We start from the raw sequence: 16,278 nt of genomic DNA on the forward strand, positions 1-16,278 counted from the left end.
AGGTAGTGTGGCGCGCATGAGCCATGCACGTCGCCTTGTTACCGCCGCCGTTACCGCAGTAGCGGCCGTGGCACTGTCCGTATCCACTGCCGTTGCCATCCCGTCCTACGCACCTTCTGGTGTGGATGTCTCCGGCAATAACCACATGTCCCTGCGTGGGATCGATTGGGATGCTGTGAAATCCGACGGCCAGTCCTATGCCTTTGTCAAAGCCACCGAGGGCGTTGGGTTTGTCAACAACCACTTCGTGCGCGATGCCAATGCCGCAGCAGCTGCTGGTTTGAAGGTGGGCGCCTACCACTACGCACGCCCGGCAGGGGATGCCAAGCAGCAAGCGGCCAGCTTTGCTTCCCAAATCGCGCTGGTGCCGACGCAGACCCTGCCGCCGGTGCTCGACATCGAGGTTGATGAGGGCCTGAGCGCTAAGCAGCTGGAGGAGTGGATCGACACTTTCATGACGGAGGTAAGGTCCCTGACCGGCCGAACGCCGATGCTGTACACTTACAAGTACTTCTGGATGGGCCAGATGGGTAACACCACGCGCTTCTCCGAGTATCCGTTGTGGCTGGCGGCCTACCAGGACACCGCGCCGGACCCGGTCGGCGGCTGGGACAAGCTGGCCTTCTGGCAGCGCTCCGGTAGCGGCCGCGTAGCCGGCATCGAGACCGACGTTGACCTGAACCTCTTCAACGGCACTGAAGCCCAGCTGCACTCCTTCTCCGGTGGCAACTACATTGACTTCGGTGGCATCTTGGATGACTTGGTCATTCCGGGTGTGGACCTTGGTGATGACGCCGGTGTGCTGATTGCGGGCATCCTGGCTCTGGCAGCAGGTGCGGTGGCCGTTCCTGCCGTGGCCGATGCCGCGAAGGATGCGGGCTTGGACGTGGATCCGACCGGTCTTGTGAAGCAAGCAGAGAAGCTGCTCAACACCGGCGCTATCAGTGTCGATGATCTCAAGAGCCTGGCAAACAACGACGCCACCGTCGGCGACCTGGCCATCTTCCTTGACAACGCCCAGCACCTGCAGGACTTTGATGCCAACAACGTCAGCGAGCAGGACGTGGAGAATGCCAGCCGTGCCGCACGCAGTGCTGGTCACGCCGCGGGTGTGGAGATCCCGGCATTTGATTCCAAGCAGGTGGCGGACCTGCTCAAGAGCCTGCGCTAAGTCTCTTTAGGGCTTGAGTGTCCTTGACTCTCCGCGCTGTCCGGGGCGTCGTGGCGGGGGCTCGCGCCGGTAAAGAAGCGGCGGGTCCAGGACTCGTCGCGGAAGTGTGCGGGCACCGCACCGGAGAGCAGCGGCTTGGCCAGGGCGGCGGCTTCGGGGGAGCCGTCGTGGGGCAACTCGGTATCGGAGCCTATGAGGATGATGTTGCCGTAGCGCCGACCCTTAAGCATGGGAGGATCGGCGATAACGGCGACGTGGGCAAAGACCTCCGCCATGCCAGCTAGTTCTGCCTTCGCGCCCTGGAGATCGGAATGGTCACCGCAGTTGGCAACGTAAAGACCGCCGGGGGATAGGGTGGCGTGGGCGTGCTGGAAGAACTCTGTGGTGGTGAGAGGTTCTGGCGTGACAGCGCCCGCGAAGACATCCCGAATGATGACGTCGAAGCGGTTCGGCGGGAAACCTTCGGTGACCGCGCGTGCCTCGCCGGCGCGGATTTTCACGCGGGGAGCAGAGGGGATATCGGCCAGCTCACGGATGAACTCGGCCAGTTTGGCGTCGAGTTCGACGACCGTGTTGTGGGAATCCGGCCAGAGATTCGCGAAGTAGCGGGGGAGAGAACAGCCACCGCCGCCCAGGTGGAGCAGGCGCTTGCCAGGGGCGAGGTTCTCCACCGCGGCGGCAATCCAACGCATGTACTCGAACTCGAGGGTGCGCGGCTCATCGGGGATGAGGTGTGAGGATGGCACGCCATTGACGTTGAGGATGAAGGCACCGTCGCGGAAAGGATCCGGCTCGACGACGAGTTCGCCGGTGGAAATCTCGTAGGTGCCCGCGATGGAATTGGTGGTGTTGCGCTTTCTGCCCATAGTGCCTCTTAGCTTAGGGAATAGGCTGCGTGGTTCGTGTGTTGGGGTATGAGGTGCACCGCGACTAGCCTTGGTGGGCGATAACGAAACGAGAAGGGGAGAGCATGCGAGTATTGGTAGCCATGTCCGGCGGCGTCGATTCCTCGGTCGCAGCCGCGCGTGCGGTGGAGGCGGGCCACGACGTCATTGGTGTGCACCTGGCCCTGCACAAGGATGCGCAGCAGACACGTGAGAAGGCACGCGGCTGCTGCTCCTTGGAGGATTCCGCCGATGCCCGTCGCATCTGCGACAAGCTCGGCATTCCTTTCTACGTGTGGGACTTCTCTGAGGAGTTCAAGGAAGCCGTCATCGGCGATTTCGTGGACTCCTATGCCCGCGGTGAGACCCCGAATCCCTGCCTGCGCTGCAATGAGAAGATCAAGTTCGCGGCGCTACTGCGCAAGGGGATGGCGCTGGGCTTCGATGCGGTGGCCACGGGCCATTACGCCACAATCGACGATGATGGCTACATGCGCCGCTCCTTGGACGAGAACAAGGACCAGTCCTATGTGCTGGGTGTTATCACCAAGGAAGAGCTGGATCACTGCTTCTTCCCGATTGGCGATACCCCGAAGCCGCAGATCCGCGAGGAAGCCAAACGCCATGGCTTCTCCACGGCGGCCAAGCCGGATTCCTATGACATCTGCTTCATTCCGGACGGCAATACCCAGGCCTTCCTGGGCCGTTCCATCGGCCTGCGCCCCGGCATGATCGTGGATACCGAGGGCAATGAGCTCAAGGAACACGACGGCGCGTGGAACTACACCATCGGCCAGCGCAAGGGCCTCGACATCAAGACGCCGACTGCCGACGGCTCCCCGCGCTACGTCACCGACATCGACGCTGCCACCGGCACCGTCACCGTCGGATCGCGCGCCGACTTGGCCGTAACCCGCATTGAGGCCGATCGCCTGAAGTATCTGCACCCAGCGATGGAAGGTGACTTCGACTGCGAGGTGCAGGTGCGCGCCCACGGCTCTGTCGTTTCCTGCCGCGCTCACGTGGACCGCGAGGCCGACCGCATGACGCTGGAGCTGAACGAGCCGCTCTCCGGCGTGGCTCGTGGCCAGGCCGCCGTGCTCTATCTGCCGAGCCCGGATGAGCTGGGTGATATTGTCCTGGGCTCCGGCACCATCTGCGGGACTGAGTAGTTCTATCGAAGCACGCAGTCGGCGATGAGTCGGTCGAGGGCTCGAATATCGACTTTGGGCCCGATGTTGATTTTGAAGTGGCCAGCCCGTGTCCAGAGCTCCAGTTCAGCATTTACGTCCAGGAGCTTTCCGGCATTCTCCGTCGACCACATATTAATGGAGGAGTAAGGGAGAGAATAGATTTCGACTTTCTTTCCAGTGAGACCTTGAGAATCTCGGATAATCAATCGGTGGCTAGTGAAGACCGCTGCGTCTCGGACAGTTTTAAATGCGCAGATTGGCTTTTCGTTGGCTGCGAGAATTGACGGAATGTCGCTCGGAATCTCGCAAGGAGAATAGAAGGTCCAGCCAGAAAACTGTTCAAGTGCCACGGGAGTATCCTTTACTATCTGCGACTTAGTGGTTTGTGAATTGCATTATAGATGTCGCAGTAGTCTTTGATTCGGTATTAAAAGAAAAACATTCGGGAAGGAGAACAGATGACGGGATTCGCCCTTGGCCCCATGCCCGGTACCTCCATCGCAGAGGCCGCGGACATCATCATGGGGGAGACCGAGCTCCCTGCCATCCCGCAACTTCCCGAGCGCGGGTTGGGGTCGGATGCGGTGGGCCGCACGGCCAGCATGCTGGAGGCTATCTCCATCGACCGCGGCCCGCGCTCGTGGCGCATGACAGCGCGCCCGCAGCTGCTGACCCGGCGTACGTGGGACCGCTTGGAGCGCGATATCGACGAGGTCCAGGAAGTCTGGGGCGAAACCGTGCCCCGTATTAAGGTGCAAGCGCTCGGTCCCTGGTCGCTTGCGGCGAGCATTGAGCTTTCCGACGGCCACCGTGTCCTCACCGACCGCGGCGCCTTTAGCGAACTCGCGGAGTCACTTCTCTATGGCCTCCGCGCTCACGCCGCGGATGTTGCGCGCCGTTTCCACGGGGAGGTCGTCGTCCAACTCGACGAACCACTCCTCGCAGACGTTATCGCCGGCCGAATCCCCGGCACCACCGACTTCGATACCATTCCGGCGGTCCCAGATGAGGTAGCTCTTGAGCAGCTCCTTGTCTTCGAGGCCGACTACCTGCACGCCCCGCCGCTGTGGTCAGTCGCGCCTGCAGCCACGACTTTCCTCACGGATTTCCGTGGTCTGGAGACCCCGCGCCACCTAGACGGCTTGGGCGAGCACTTGAATGCCGGCCACCGCATTGGTCTGGGCCTTGAAGGCTCCGATGCCCGCGCGGAGGCCATTGCGCTGGCCCGGCATCTCGACCGCATCGGCATGCCGCGCGAGCTCCTCGTCGATTATTTCGACGTCTATCCTGTCAAGGCCTCTGCCAGATCCCTGCGCTCGGTTAACGAGACCGCCGGCATTCTCACCCGCGATGCTGGGGATCTCTAATTGAGCTTTCACCTGACCTAGGCCTCGAATATGAACCAGAACAGGCTAGATATCTATTGCAGCATGCTTTCTTTTGAAGGATAATCCCTGATTAAATCCCTCGTTGTCCTAGAGAAAGAACCACCTGCCATGCCAGAGTTCACAGCACAGGTTAAAGCGTTACGTTCGATGATCGAGTCCGGAGAGCTCGTCTCCGAAGATGCCGATGACCTAATCCAACTTGCCAAGCCAGGCGTCGTCCTTCCCTACTCCAACGGCACTCCCACCGAACATGGCTCGTACTTCGGAGGTAGACCGTATCTTCCGGAAGGTTCGACATGGCCCATTTCAAAGAACGGTCAGCCATTACTCCATATCATTCAGCTAAATTTTGCCGATATTGTCTGTCATGTGCGTGCGGAGGGGGCGTCGGAAAGCGAAGCAACTCTCGACGGATTGATTCCGGAGTCAGGAATTTTTCAACTCTTCGTCGGTGCTGATCCGTTCTTCGGCGGTTTCGATTCGGATTCGCCTGGCGATGGCATGGAAATTCGCTATATCCCTGAGCCTGCGGAAGGCTTTGGCAACCACAGCTTTCCTGGACCTCATACCGCGGAGCCTGCTGCCTTCGATGAAAAGCACGAGGATTTTTGTTCCCCGTTTAGCAAGGATCTTGGGGAGGTTATGAACTCTCCGATCTCCTTGTCTAGTGCAGTGGCAATGGTCCCTCCCACCGACTATGCAGTGTACGAGGCTTTGAAGTCTAGAAAAGGCGATGACTTTCTTGAAGAGTTTGATTACTTTGACGAGCTGGTTGAGTTGCGAGCCGCAGCCAGAAACCAAAGCGACATTATGCTTGGCGGTTTCCCAGCCTTCGCACAAGACCCTACGCAGCCTGAAGGGTACGTTCACTTCCTAGAAATCGATTCCACATATCTGGAAGAAGAAGAGCTTCCTTTCGAGGCCATGTGGGGTGACCTCGGTGTGGCCCACGTATTTCTGCACCCGGACGCATTGAAGAAAATGCAGGCTGGCGAGGCTGTCGTGTACCGCTCCGAAAACACTGGCAGGGCCGATGGTGCTGTCTTTTACTGGGATTGCGGCTAGTTTTGCTTCCCCAATTTCCCTTTTAATCAATCCTCCCCAGGCTGTCCGTCGCGGTGAAGTAGGCCTCCATATAAGGGATGACGAACTGGAGTTGGCCGTGTGCGGTGGGCTCGATCAGGTCGGCGTCGATAAGCCTTTGGCGCGTGGCCGACAGTGAGCGCACCGTCCGGTCCTGGTGAGCGGCGATGTTCTTGATTTCCGCCGTGCCGTTCTCCATAACCGCGCTCATCGCTTCGAGGAAGAGGCGCTGCGCTGGCGGAAGCGCCAGGGTAGCGGGCTGGTGGACCTGGGCGCCGAGAACCGAGATCGCCTCGGCTGACACTGCCGCGACGTCACCCTCCTCGATGCGGCTTCCACCCTCGCGCTGCGCCTTTCCCCAGGCCAATGAGCCCACCAGCTGCACCATGTAGGGGTAGCCTCGGGACAGCCGCACCGCAGCCGCAACCGCATCCTCGGTGAATTCGAGTCCGGACTGCGCCGCGGTTTCTGTGAAGGCCACCTTGGCGTTCGCGGGGGAGAGCGGCCCCAGAACGAACTTCTGCGCGCGGCGCAGGAAGGTCACACCCGGCAGGTCCAGCAGGCGGTTGACTCCCTGCGGAAGGCCCGCGGCGACAATAGCGACATCGAGCTCATCGCGCACCAAGTCTTGGTAGGTCACGGCCAGGGAGGTGAGGTCCTCGGCGTCTGCGTCCTGCACTTCATCGATGGTGAGCAGTACGCCAGTGCCTTTGAGCAGGCCTAAAAGCTCGCGCAGGCGGGTGTTCAACGTCGGTTTATAGGCTTCCTCGGTGTTGTGCTGGATGCCGATGGTTGCCAGGCCGCCAATACCGACGCGGTTGACCTTGCTCTTATCCGCCGGGGCAAGCTTGTCTATGATGCGCGGGATGGTGGTGTCCACGAGTTCCTCCACCAAGGAGCTGCGTCCCGAGGCCCGCAGGGTAATCCACCCGCGGCTAGAAGCGATATCTTCGAGCTCATTGAGCAAAACCGTCTTACCGATACCGCGGGCACCGCTGATGATGAGCGAGCGGCCCGGGCTGCCCGGCTGGGAGTCGAGTGCAGCCCGGAAGGTGTCGAGCACTGCCGTGCGCCCAACCCAAAAGAGTGGTGGAACGCCGAAGGTGGGGCGGAATGGGTTCTCATGTGGGGACATAGTCTCAATCCTAGGGCATTGGGAGATTTGGGAGACTTTTCTAAAAGCGGAGATTTGGGAGACTTTCGTCCCCCAGGTGGAATTAGGCGTCCCGCCCCGCCCGAATGGCGCCGACGATGTCAAAATCGCCGTTTATAGCTATAGGGTCACGCTGGGTGAGCTCCGCGAGCTTTTCCTGGACGCTGGGACGCGGCGAAAATTCAGGGCGTGAAGCTGTGGTTGTCAGGAGATCGCGCAGGTAGTTTTCCAAAGAAACCCCAGCGGCGTCAGCGCGCTTCTGAAGGGTGGCAATTACGGAGGGATTGACGTCGTGGATATGGACCGTGCGGTAAGCGGGAGCAGTCATAACGTCAGTCTACGGGAGGACTTAGATTGTGCTTGCGGGCTTCGAATCCATAGCCCGCCAGGCCACCGCACCGGCGTACACAGCACATGCGGCGACGAGGCCATACCACCAGAAGAAGTGGAGGTCCGCATTCCAGGGCAAGGTATATCCGATGAGCACGATGACGAAGGCAGTGATTGCTACGGAAACAACGCGCGGGACTGTCTTCCCTGGGGTGGTGAATGCCTTCCATGCGGACCATAGAAGGGAGGCGATGATAACGATCATGCTGATGGTGAGGAACACGGTAACTCCTTAGGATGCGAGCTCGTCGAAAAGAGCTTGGGCCAGGTTTTCGGTGCCGGCGAGGGAATCGTTGTTGGCGAAAGTAGCGCGTTTGGTGGCCGGGTCGATGATAAGCATCGTGGAATAGCCATAGGTGCCGCCGTTGTGCCAGTACCCAGCATTGTCCTTGCTGGGAGGCTGCCAGCCGTAGTCGGTATCGCCGTTGTCCATAAACCACTCGGCGAACTTGGCCATGTCACTCGCCGTGGAGCGGATCGCTCCCGCGGGTGCGGAACCTTCCATCTCCCAGGGCTCGGCGTGGCGGCCGGTATTGGTAAGTCCCCGTGGGGCGTCGTCAGGCACAGAGCCCGGCGTCATGAGATAGGTTTCGGTCATGCCGGCTGGCTCAAAGATGCGTTCTTTGAGCATCTGCTCATAGGGCTGCCCGGCGGCGGTCTCTACAATATGACCCAAGAGCCCGTAGCCAAGGTTGGAATAGGATTCTTCGCCGCGGTCCTTTAGCTCGGCCTTCGTGGCAGCGTCCACGATGTCCTCTACGGTCTCACCTTCATAGGGATTCGAACCGGTGATCGTTGAAGCGAAAAAGCTGAGGACGTTCGCTTTGGCGACGGCGGGTAGTCCAGAGGTGTGGTCGAGCAGCTCCCTTACGGTGACGTCAGCGACGGGCGCATCGCCGACATTGAGGACCTCGCCCACAGTGGTGTCAGTTCTCAGTTTTTCCTCTTCGACGAGCTGGTGGGCCAGTTCGCCAGTGAACATCTTGGTCACGGAGCCGATTTCGACCTCCGTGTGCTCGTCGCTGCCCAGTCCCGCAAAGGTGACCTTGCCGTCTTGGAGGGTAAAGGCAGTGAGGTTGTGGAAGCCGGACTCTGAGTGCTCTTCCAACTGGGCAGCTAAGGCTTCGTCGCCAGTTTTGTCTTTTGCCAGAGCAATTCTTTGCGGCCCCGTGATGAGCAGGATGGCTGCAACGGCAATGGCAGCGATGACGGCTAGGGATATTCTACGCATTAGTGGTCCTCGCTTGCAGTGATGATGGTGAGAAGGGGGATAACTCGGGCGGGGCGGATGGAATACTCGCCGCCAGACTTCGTGGTCCAGCCTGCATGGGTCAGCGCGCTCAAGTGGTGGTAGGCGGTGCCGGTAGAGGAGACGATGTCTTCTTCGACAAGCTCTGCGGCTGTCGCGGGTGCGGCGAGCAGGCGGCGCAGGATTTCGCCGCGGACTGGATGGGCAAGGGCGGATAGGCGCTCGAGGTTTTCTGCCCAATCCTCGTCGGTGACGAAGTTCGTGGGGCGCTGCCATTGATAGGCATAAGTGCGCTTGCCGACGTTTATGTTGCCGCCAAAGATGATGGAGCCGTCGGGAAACTGCTCGTTGGGTGCGAGGGCGTCGACCAGCCAGTAGGCCGAGCTTTCTCCAGTGGTGGATGCGGGGCCGGCGTCGGCAGTGTTGGTGCGCCCCTCAAGCACGGCTACGCGCGCTTCGAGTTCGGCGAGGCGTGCTTCGACTGTCGTTTCCATGATTTCTAGAATTCCAGAAATCTAGAAACCTGGCAAGAGGTAGTTGAGGATTGGGTGCTGGGGTTAAGAAATCATCGGCCACGCGGTGGACACATCCGAGGCGTCCCGCCCGCGGCCTTCCAGGTACTTCTTGAAGGATTCGCGGTCCTTGTACCACTCGACGGCCTGGTACTCCATGAGCTCGTTGGTATCCATCTGGGCTAGCTCGGGGAAGTGCTGGCGCACCTGTTTCCAGGCAACGCGGGCGGCCGCGAGGGCGTCGGCAGTCGCCTCATGCGCGTTGCTCAATTCCACGCCGTAATGGGCGGAGACCTCCTCCAAGGTGCGCTTGCCCTTGCGCCACTTATCCTTAACGCGGTCGATAACGAAAGGATCGAACACCGGGCCGTTGACCGTGAAGTCCCCGGTCAGCGCGCGCAGTACGGAGAGATCGTAGGCGGCGTTGTAGACGATGAGCGTGAGCCCCTCGTCCCAGGCCTTATAGATGGAATCGACCGTCTCCTTGAGCACCTCCTCGTGGGGGCGACCTTCCGCGCGGGCCTTCTCAGTAGTGATGCCGTGAATCTTGGCGGCTTCCTCGGGGATCTCCACGCCGGGGTCAGCGAGCATTTCCCGCTTGTCTACTTCACGCCCGTCGATACGCACCAGGGCAGAGGTGACGATGCGGGCTTCTTTGGGCTTTACGGAGGTGGTCTCGAGGTCGAAGGAGAGCATGCGGGTGGCGTCGAAGTTCATGGACAACACTCTAGCGCCCGGCTCGGACACGCACTGTGGAAGTGCTGCAGAATGACGGACGAACTCTTGCAGAATGACCATCCGCAGGTCACAGGCTTGTCCAGAGTCCCCGCTACACTAGTGACTCGTGAGTGATGCAGTAGATATCCAACGCGAATGGTCCGAGCTTGCCCAGGAAGTGCGCAAGCACCGTGAGTTGTACTACAACGGTGAGCCGTCAATCCCGGATGCGGACTTTGACGCGCTCTTCCAGCGCTTGCTGGCGCTTGAGGCGGAGCACCCGGAGCTGCAGACCCCGGATTCGCCAACCCAGCAGGTCGGTGCTGCGCCGGAAGGTGCTGTCGACATCGAGCACCTGGAGCGCCTGTACAGCTTGGACAACGTCTTCAGTGCGGATGAGCTGCAGGACTGGCTGGACCGCACGCCGGCCGAGGCTTATCTGACCGAGCTCAAGATTGATGGCCTGTCCATTGATTTGGTCTACCGCGATGGCAAGCTCGCTACGGCCGCCACACGCGGTGATGGTCGTGTGGGCGAGGACATCACCGCCAATGCACGCGTTATCCCCGATATCCCGCACGAGCTGACGGGTACCAAAGAGTATCCGGTTCCCTCCCTGGTCGAGGTCCGCGGCGAGGTGTACATGCGCCCGGATGAGTTTGAGGAGATCAACTCCGCGCGCCGCGAAGACGGCAAGCCCACCTTTGCCAATCCCCGTAATGCGGCGGCGGGCGGGCTGCGCATGAAGGACCCAGAGGACGTCAAGAAGCGTCGGCTCCACATGGTCTGTCACGGCATTGGCGCGCGCGAGGGATTCCAGCCCACCTCGCAGCACGATGCTTACAAGGCCCTAGAGGCTTGGGGATTTCCGGTGTCTCCCTATACCCAGCGGGTCACCACAGCCAAGGAGGTACAAGAGCGGGTCACGTACTGGGAGGAGCACCGCCACGACGCCTACTTTGAAATGGACGGGCTTGTCATCAAGGTCGATGACCTGGCCAGCCAGCGCGCCTTGGGCGCGACTTCGCGCGCGCCGCGCTGGGCTATTGCCTATAAATACCCGCCGGAGGAGGTCACCACCAAGCTGCTCAACATCGAGGTCGGTGTGGGACGTACCGGGCGCGTGACGCCTTTCGCCATCATGGAGCCGGTCTTCGTCTCCGGCTCGACCGTTTCCATGGCCACCCTGCACAACCAATTCGAGGTCAAGAACAAGAATGTCCTCATCGGGGATACCATCATCATCCGCAAGGCCGGAGAGATCATCCCTGAGGTCCTCGGCCCCGTTCTGGACAAGCGCGATGGCAGCGAGACTGAATGGGTCTTTCCGGAGAATTGCCCTGCCTGTGGTACGAAGCTGGCTCCGCAGAAGGAAGGCGACCAGGACTGGCGCTGCCCGAACACTCGTAGCTGCCCGGCCCAGCTGGCGGCACGCCTGGAATACCTGGCCTCCCGCAAGGCGCTCGACATTGGCGAGCTGGGGGAGAAGGCTGCCGCGGATCTGATTTCCTCCGGAGTGCTCAAGGATGAGGCGGACCTCTTCGATCTCGATGAACAAGCACTCCTCAAATCCTCGGTCTACACCACGCAGAAGGGCGCGCTCAATGCTTCGGGTAAGAAGCTGCTGGAGAACCTCAAGACGGCCCGCCAGGCTGAATTCTGGAGGGTGCTCGTCGCGCTGTCGATCCGCCACGTCGGCCCCATTGCGGCACGTGCACTAGCCACCCGCTTTGGCTCCATGGAAGTGCTGCGCGCAGCATCGGTCGAGGAGCTGGCGGATACCGATGGTGTGGGCACCATCATCGCGGAATCCTTCAAGCAGTGGTTCGAGGTGGATTGGCACGACAACATCGTGCAGAAGTGGACCGCCGCCGGGGTCACCATGGAGGAGGAAGCCAGCGATAAGCCGGCGCAGACCCTTGAAGGCATCACCGTGGTGGTGACCGGTACCTTGGAGAACTTCACTCGTGATTCGGCCAAGGAGGCCATTATCACCCGCGGCGGAAAGGCATCCGGTTCGGTGTCTAAGAAGACGAACTACGTCGTGGTCGGAGAGAATGCCGGATCCAAGGAACAGAAGGCCCGCGATCTGGGGCTGACCATCCTGGATGAAGAGGGCTTCACCCGTCTGCTGGAAACGGGCGAGGCATGAAGCTAGCCGCCTTCGACCTCGACGGCACCATCTACTTCGATGGGTATATGCCTGAGGAAGTCCCAGAGGCCATTGCGCAGTGGCGCGCTGCAGGCAACCTCGCCGTCGTGGCCACGGGTAAGTCGCCGCACTCGGCGCGGCGTGCGCTTGAGCCTTTCGGCGTCGAGTTCGATTACTTCCTGCTGTGCAACGGCACCGTCATTATGGATGGCGACTATGAGTTGCTCTATGAAAGCCACGTGCCGCCCGAAGTAGTCCGCGCTGTGTATGAGCGGGTTCGTGATATCCCGAAGCTCGACCTGTACTGCACGCGCCTGGAAGGCCTCGATGGCCACCTCGTGCGCAACGTAGCGGGCGTTCACAATCCCATCATCAGCGAGCCCGTTCCGGTTTCACCCGAGCGCATCGAGAAGGAGGTCTTTCCCCTCGTCGCCGCCTGGACGCCGGGTGACCCAGAGCTACAGAAAGAGATTGCTCAGTGGGTGACGGACCGCTTTCCCGTCGGCACCGCGATGAACCGAAACTTCTTCGATATCACGCCGCCCGGCCACGACAAGGGCTTCGCCTTGACCTGGCTGCTTGAACATCTTAGCCGCGAGCGTTCCGAAATTGAGCTCATCACCTTAGGCGATGGTCACAATGATCTGCCTATGCACGCGCTTGCCGACGTCTCCCTGGCCTTCCCCTGGGCGCAACCCGACCTCCAGGAGGCGTGCACCGCGGTGGTGGACTCGGCCGTGAAAGGTCTAATACACTACGGGGCATGAAGATTGCGGCTTTGGACATGGATGGAACCGTTTACGTCAACGAAGACATAACTGAGGCCGTAAAGGAAGCCATCGCTGCGTGGCGGGCCGCTGGCAACCTCGCCATCTCCGCGACGGGCAAGTCCATCGCCAATGCACGCAACACCCTTGAGCCATTCGGCGTGGAGCTGGATTACCACGTGCTCTACAACGGCACCGTCATCACGGACGGCGATTACTCGATCCTCCACGAGGAGCACTTGCCCAGCGATATCGTCCAAGCCGTCATCGACCGTTTCACTGGGCTGCCGTTGAATATCTACCTCACAGGCTTGTCTGGAGCAGACCAGGTGGTGTGGGATGGGCTGGCTGGCCGGGAATCCTCGATGGTGGCGAATACGGAAGTGATGGATCCGGGGGACGTCGCCAAGCGCAGCACCGTTCTCATGTCCCTGTGGATTCCAGGCAACGCTGAGCTGCGCCGCGAGGTCGACGAGTGGGTCCGCGCGAATTGTGCAGTCGAGTCCTCGTTCAACTGCGACTTTTACGACATCATGCCGCCCGGGCACAACAAGGGCGAGGGCTTGACGCGGTTGCTTGGCCACCTCGGTCACGAAGGAGCTGAACTCTACACCTTCGGCGATAGCTTTAACGATCTCTCGATGCACTCCATCGCCACCGAGTCCTTCACGTTCCCGGGAACGCAGATTACTGACGAGGTGGACCACGTGGTTCCTGACGTCGCCGCGGGACTCAACGCATTGCTAACTAGGTGAGGAAGGCGCCCAAGATAGCGCCCAAGTCACCCAAGTGCTCGACCTCGGAGGCAAGGTAGTCCGGTCCGCCGACGCGGCCCATGACGACGACATACTTCGTGCCCACGAGGGGAGCGGCAGCCAGCGCGGATTCGATCAGCGTCCACGACTCAGGAATCCACGTGTCCTTCTCCGGATTGAGCACGCGCGCCGAGGTGATGTTGAGGTCGGTGGGGATCGAGCCGTCGTCGGCAGGCGCGGCGTCGGAGGCAGCAATGCGGCTGATCTTGTCGTCATTAGCAATGACGATGGCCCAATTGGAGGTCAGCGCCTTCGGGATTGCTGCACACACCTCCTTCATAGCGGCGGTGACGTTGCGTTGCGAAGCCACCTTAGCCAGCACGTGGATCTGCCCACGGCGGTCAACGCGTCCACTGAAGGGGCGGATGGAGTCAACTTCTACGCCCTCCACGGTCTGTGCAGCGGTGATGATCTCATCAGCCATGGTGGACTGGGGGAGATCGAGGACGATGTCATCCATGACCGTGCCGTCCGGGAAATTCTCCACGATATCCACGGAACGAATATCGGCCTCGATGCTGCCCATCGCGTTGGCGAGGAGGCCAAGGCTGCCGGGAGTGTCAGGGAGTAGGACACGGACGAGATACGACATATCGTTCTTTCTGGGGGAAGATGACTAGGTAGGGAAATCGCTGATGCGAATAGTTTGTACAACTTGATCGATGGTACCCAACGTATCGAATACTATTCAATAGCTTCAGTGGTGTGTAGGGGGAGGAGTGGTGGTGGCGTGGCACCAGCCGTGCAGTACCATGGGTGCTTAGCTATCAACCGTCTCAATGAATAAAAGGATGGAGTTCGCGTGTCTGATATTTCGCGTGACGAGGTCGCGCACCTGGCAAAGCTGTCGCGATTGGCCCTGAGCGAGGAAGAACTAAAACAGTTCGCCGCGCAGATCGACGAGATCGTGGACTCGGTGTCCGCGGTTGGCAAGGTCGAGGCTGAAGGTGTGGAGCCGATGTCGCACCCGCACTCCGTTAACGCCCCGATGCGTGAGGATGTCATCGTGCGCACCCTCACCGCTGAGCAGGCTCTGGATCAGGCGCCCGCGACCGAGGATGACCGCTTCATGGTTCCGCAGATTCTGGGTGGAGGAGACGAATAAGAATGGCACAATTCATTGCGCCCACCGAGGGCATTACCGCACTGACCGCCGCCGAGCTGGCTGAGAAGATTCACTCCCGCGAGCTCACCTCCCGCGAAGTAACTCAGGCCTTCCTGGACCGAATCGCGGAGACCGATGGTGAACTCAACGCCTTCCTGCACGTTGGTGCTGAGGAAGCGCTGGCGGCTGCCGACGCCGTCGATAAGTCCCTCGACGCCGGCGAAGAACCAGCCTCTGCCCTGGCTGGCGTGCCGCTGGCGCTCAAGGACCTGCTGGTGACTACCGACGCCCCGACGACCGCCGCCTCCAAGATGCTGGAAGGTTGGGTCTCACCCTATGACGCCACGCTGGTGACCAAGCTGCGCGAGGCCGGTATTCCGATCCTGGGTAAGACGAACCTCGATGAGTTCGCGATGGGCTCCTCCAACGAGAACTCCGCTTATGGTCCGGCCCACAATCCGTATGACACCGAGCGCACTCCGGGCGGCTCCGGTGGTGGTACCGCGGCAGCCCTTGCTTCTGGTCAGGCTCCGCTGGGTATCGGTACCGACACCGGTGGCTCTATTCGCCAGCCGGCCGCTCTGACGAACACCGTGGGCGTAAAGCCGACCTATGGCACGGTGTCTCGCTACGGCCTCATCGCCGCTGCAAGCTCCCTGGACCAGGCTGGTCCGACCGCCCGCACGGTCCTGGATACCGCACTGCTGCACGAAATCATTGCCGGCCACGACTCCTTCGACGCCACCTCCGTGGACAAGCCGGTTGCGCCGGTAGTCGCCGCTGCCAAGGAGGGCGCTAATGGCGATCTGTCCGGCGTCAAGGTTGGCCTGATCAAGCAATTCGAGCGCGATGGCTGGCAGCCGGGTGTGATGGAGGCCTACCACGCAGCCGTTGAGCAGCTAAAGTCTCAGGGCGCAGAGATCGTTGAGGTCGACTGCCCGCACTTCGATGACGCTCTCGCTGCCTACTACCTCATCATGCCGTGTGAGGTCTCCTCCAACCTGGCCCGCTTCGACGGCATGCGCTACGGCCTGCGCGTGGGTGATGATGGAACCCACTCTGCGGAAGAGGTCATGTCCCTGTCCCGCGCGGCTGGCTTCGGCCCCGAGGTCAAGCGCCGCATCATGCTGGGTACCTACGCCCTGTCCGTCGGCTACTATGACGCCTACTACCTCCAAGCGCAGCGTGTTCGCACCCTCATTGCACAGGACTTTGAGCGTGCCTTCGAGCAGGTCGATGTCCTCGTTTCTCCGACCACCCCGACCACAGCCTTCAAGCTGGGCGAGAAGGTCGAGGACCCGATGGAGATGTACAACTTCGACCTGTGCACCCTGCCGTTGAACCTCGCCGGCGTGTGCGGCATGTCCGTTCCTTCCGGAATGGCATCCGACACCAACTTGCCCACCGGCCTGCAGATCATGGCACCGGCATTTAAGGATGACCGCCTGTACAAGGTCGGCGCCGCCTACGAAGCAGGGCGCAAGTAGTAGACACACTTCGGGCCAGCCCGTAGTGCGCATGAGCCGGGGTCTTTCACTGACGTGGGAGGCCGCCGGCCTTCGTCGTTTTATTCGACGGTGTGGGTTCGTTGGTTCGTAGTCTTTCTCTTTTCCTTTCGGTTTCCTTGGTCGGGTTTCGTCGTTTGAAACGACGGGGTCCTTCGGCTTTCGTCGTTTGAAACGACGGGGTTAGAAGGGGA

At 60.7% G+C, this 16,278-nt stretch carries 18 protein-coding genes; 9 read left to right on the forward strand and 9 right to left on the reverse strand.

What is annotated here, in order from left to right:
• Window positions 1-16 precede the first annotated feature (16 nt).
• A complete protein-coding gene (locus HMPREF2806_RS00515) occupies window positions 17-1,171 on the forward strand; it encodes a glycoside hydrolase family 25 protein (RefSeq protein WP_070515597.1) in 1,155 nt (384 codons plus the stop codon).
• Here HMPREF2806_RS00515 and HMPREF2806_RS00520 read toward each other — a convergent pair.
• Complete coding sequence (locus HMPREF2806_RS00520) at window positions 1,168-2,037, reverse strand: spermidine synthase (protein WP_070515599.1); 870 nt, start codon at window positions 2,035-2,037, stop codon at window positions 1,168-1,170. The two genes, HMPREF2806_RS00515 and HMPREF2806_RS00520, sit on opposite strands and share 4 nt — an antisense overlap.
• A 104-nt stretch (window positions 2,038-2,141) precedes the next feature.
• Between HMPREF2806_RS00520 and mnmA the strand changes: the two genes are divergently transcribed.
• Entirely contained in the window at window positions 2,142-3,227 is a 1,086-nt protein-coding gene (gene mnmA / locus HMPREF2806_RS00525) for a tRNA 2-thiouridine(34) synthase MnmA (RefSeq protein ID WP_049157234.1), read from the forward strand.
• Between the two features lie 2 nt (window positions 3,228-3,229).
• Here the strand turns inward: mnmA and HMPREF2806_RS00530 are convergent, their stop codons facing one another.
• Window positions 3,230-3,598 carry a PH domain-containing protein gene (locus HMPREF2806_RS00530; protein ID WP_046649328.1) on the reverse strand — a complete coding sequence of 123 codons (369 nt, stop codon included), beginning with the start codon at window positions 3,596-3,598 and terminating at the stop codon, window positions 3,230-3,232.
• A gap of 108 nt (window positions 3,599-3,706) precedes the next feature.
• Here HMPREF2806_RS00530 and HMPREF2806_RS00535 point away from each other — a divergent pair, with 108 nt between their 5' ends.
• Both HMPREF2806_RS00535 and HMPREF2806_RS00540 read left to right on the forward strand, forming a co-directional pair.
• Window positions 3,707-4,615 carry a uroporphyrinogen decarboxylase/cobalamine-independent methonine synthase family protein gene (locus HMPREF2806_RS00535; protein ID WP_070515601.1) on the forward strand — a complete coding sequence of 303 codons (909 nt, stop codon included), beginning with the start codon at window positions 3,707-3,709 and terminating at the stop codon, window positions 4,613-4,615.
• Between the two features lie 129 nt (window positions 4,616-4,744).
• Window positions 4,745-5,701 carry a DUF1963 domain-containing protein gene (locus HMPREF2806_RS00540; RefSeq protein WP_046649330.1) on the forward strand — a complete coding sequence of 319 codons (957 nt, stop codon included), beginning with the start codon at window positions 4,745-4,747 and terminating at the stop codon, window positions 5,699-5,701.
• 22 nt (window positions 5,702-5,723) lie between these two features.
• Here HMPREF2806_RS00540 and HMPREF2806_RS00545 read toward each other — a convergent pair whose 3' ends face one another.
• From HMPREF2806_RS00545 to HMPREF2806_RS00570, 6 genes are all read right to left on the reverse strand, one after another.
• Window positions 5,724-6,854, reverse strand: coding sequence for an ATP-binding protein (locus tag HMPREF2806_RS00545; protein ID WP_046649331.1), 1,131 nt, complete (start codon window positions 6,852-6,854; stop codon window positions 5,724-5,726).
• An 82-nt stretch (window positions 6,855-6,936) separates the two neighbouring features.
• A complete protein-coding gene (locus HMPREF2806_RS00550; protein WP_070515603.1) occupies window positions 6,937-7,200 on the reverse strand; it encodes a hypothetical protein in 264 nt (87 codons plus the stop codon).
• 21 nt (window positions 7,201-7,221) lie between these two features.
• A complete protein-coding gene (locus tag HMPREF2806_RS00555; RefSeq protein WP_070515605.1) occupies window positions 7,222-7,485 on the reverse strand; it encodes a hypothetical protein in 264 nt (87 codons plus the stop codon).
• Window positions 7,486-7,494: 9 nt separating this feature from the next.
• Window positions 7,495-8,493, reverse strand: coding sequence for a serine hydrolase domain-containing protein (locus HMPREF2806_RS00560; RefSeq protein ID WP_070515607.1), 999 nt, complete (start codon window positions 8,491-8,493; stop codon window positions 7,495-7,497).
• A complete protein-coding gene (locus HMPREF2806_RS00565) occupies window positions 8,493-9,005 on the reverse strand; it encodes an ArsR/SmtB family transcription factor (protein ID WP_070515609.1) in 513 nt (170 codons plus the stop codon). Before HMPREF2806_RS00565 ends, HMPREF2806_RS00560 begins: the two co-directional genes overlap by 1 nt.
• A 63-nt stretch (window positions 9,006-9,068) precedes the next feature.
• Window positions 9,069-9,740, reverse strand: coding sequence for a 3'-5' exonuclease (locus HMPREF2806_RS00570; RefSeq protein ID WP_070515611.1), 672 nt, complete (start codon window positions 9,738-9,740; stop codon window positions 9,069-9,071).
• A gap of 127 nt (window positions 9,741-9,867) precedes the next feature.
• Here HMPREF2806_RS00570 and ligA point away from each other — a divergent pair, with 127 nt between their 5' ends.
• From ligA to HMPREF2806_RS00585, 3 genes are read left to right on the forward strand one after another with little or no spacing between them, the layout of a single operon-like run.
• The gene (ligA, locus tag HMPREF2806_RS00575; RefSeq protein ID WP_070515613.1) at window positions 9,868-11,892 is read left to right on the forward strand and encodes an NAD-dependent DNA ligase LigA; all 2,025 of its coding nucleotides are present in this window, start codon (window positions 9,868-9,870) and stop codon (window positions 11,890-11,892) included.
• Window positions 11,889-12,659 carry an HAD family hydrolase gene (locus HMPREF2806_RS00580; protein ID WP_070515616.1) on the forward strand — a complete coding sequence of 257 codons (771 nt, stop codon included), beginning with the start codon at window positions 11,889-11,891 and terminating at the stop codon, window positions 12,657-12,659. Before ligA ends, HMPREF2806_RS00580 begins: the two co-directional genes overlap by 4 nt.
• The gene (locus HMPREF2806_RS00585; RefSeq protein WP_070511618.1) at window positions 12,656-13,414 is read left to right on the forward strand and encodes an HAD family hydrolase; all 759 of its coding nucleotides are present in this window, start codon (window positions 12,656-12,658) and stop codon (window positions 13,412-13,414) included. The genes HMPREF2806_RS00580 and HMPREF2806_RS00585 overlap by 4 nt, the downstream gene beginning before the upstream one ends.
• Here HMPREF2806_RS00585 and HMPREF2806_RS00590 read toward each other — a convergent pair.
• On the reverse strand, window positions 13,407-14,066 hold the full coding sequence (locus HMPREF2806_RS00590; RefSeq protein WP_046649342.1) for an ACT domain-containing protein: 660 nt from the start codon (window positions 14,064-14,066) through the stop codon (window positions 13,407-13,409). The genes HMPREF2806_RS00585 and HMPREF2806_RS00590 overlap by 8 nt on opposite strands.
• Before the next feature lie 210 nt (window positions 14,067-14,276).
• Here HMPREF2806_RS00590 and gatC point away from each other — a divergent pair, with 210 nt between their 5' ends.
• Window positions 14,277-14,579, forward strand: coding sequence for an Asp-tRNA(Asn)/Glu-tRNA(Gln) amidotransferase subunit GatC (gene gatC / locus HMPREF2806_RS00595; RefSeq protein ID WP_046649343.1), 303 nt, complete (start codon window positions 14,277-14,279; stop codon window positions 14,577-14,579).
• Window positions 14,580-14,581: 2 nt separating this feature from the next.
• The gene (gatA, locus tag HMPREF2806_RS00600) at window positions 14,582-16,066 is read left to right on the forward strand and encodes an Asp-tRNA(Asn)/Glu-tRNA(Gln) amidotransferase subunit GatA (RefSeq protein ID WP_070511620.1); all 1,485 of its coding nucleotides are present in this window, start codon (window positions 14,582-14,584) and stop codon (window positions 16,064-16,066) included.
• Window positions 16,067-16,278 lie beyond the last annotated feature (212 nt).

Origin of the sequence: Corynebacterium sp. HMSC076G08 (assembly GCF_001811515.1) — a bacterium.
GTDB classification, from domain to species: Bacteria; Actinomycetota; Actinomycetes; order Mycobacteriales; family Mycobacteriaceae; genus Corynebacterium; species Corynebacterium hiratae.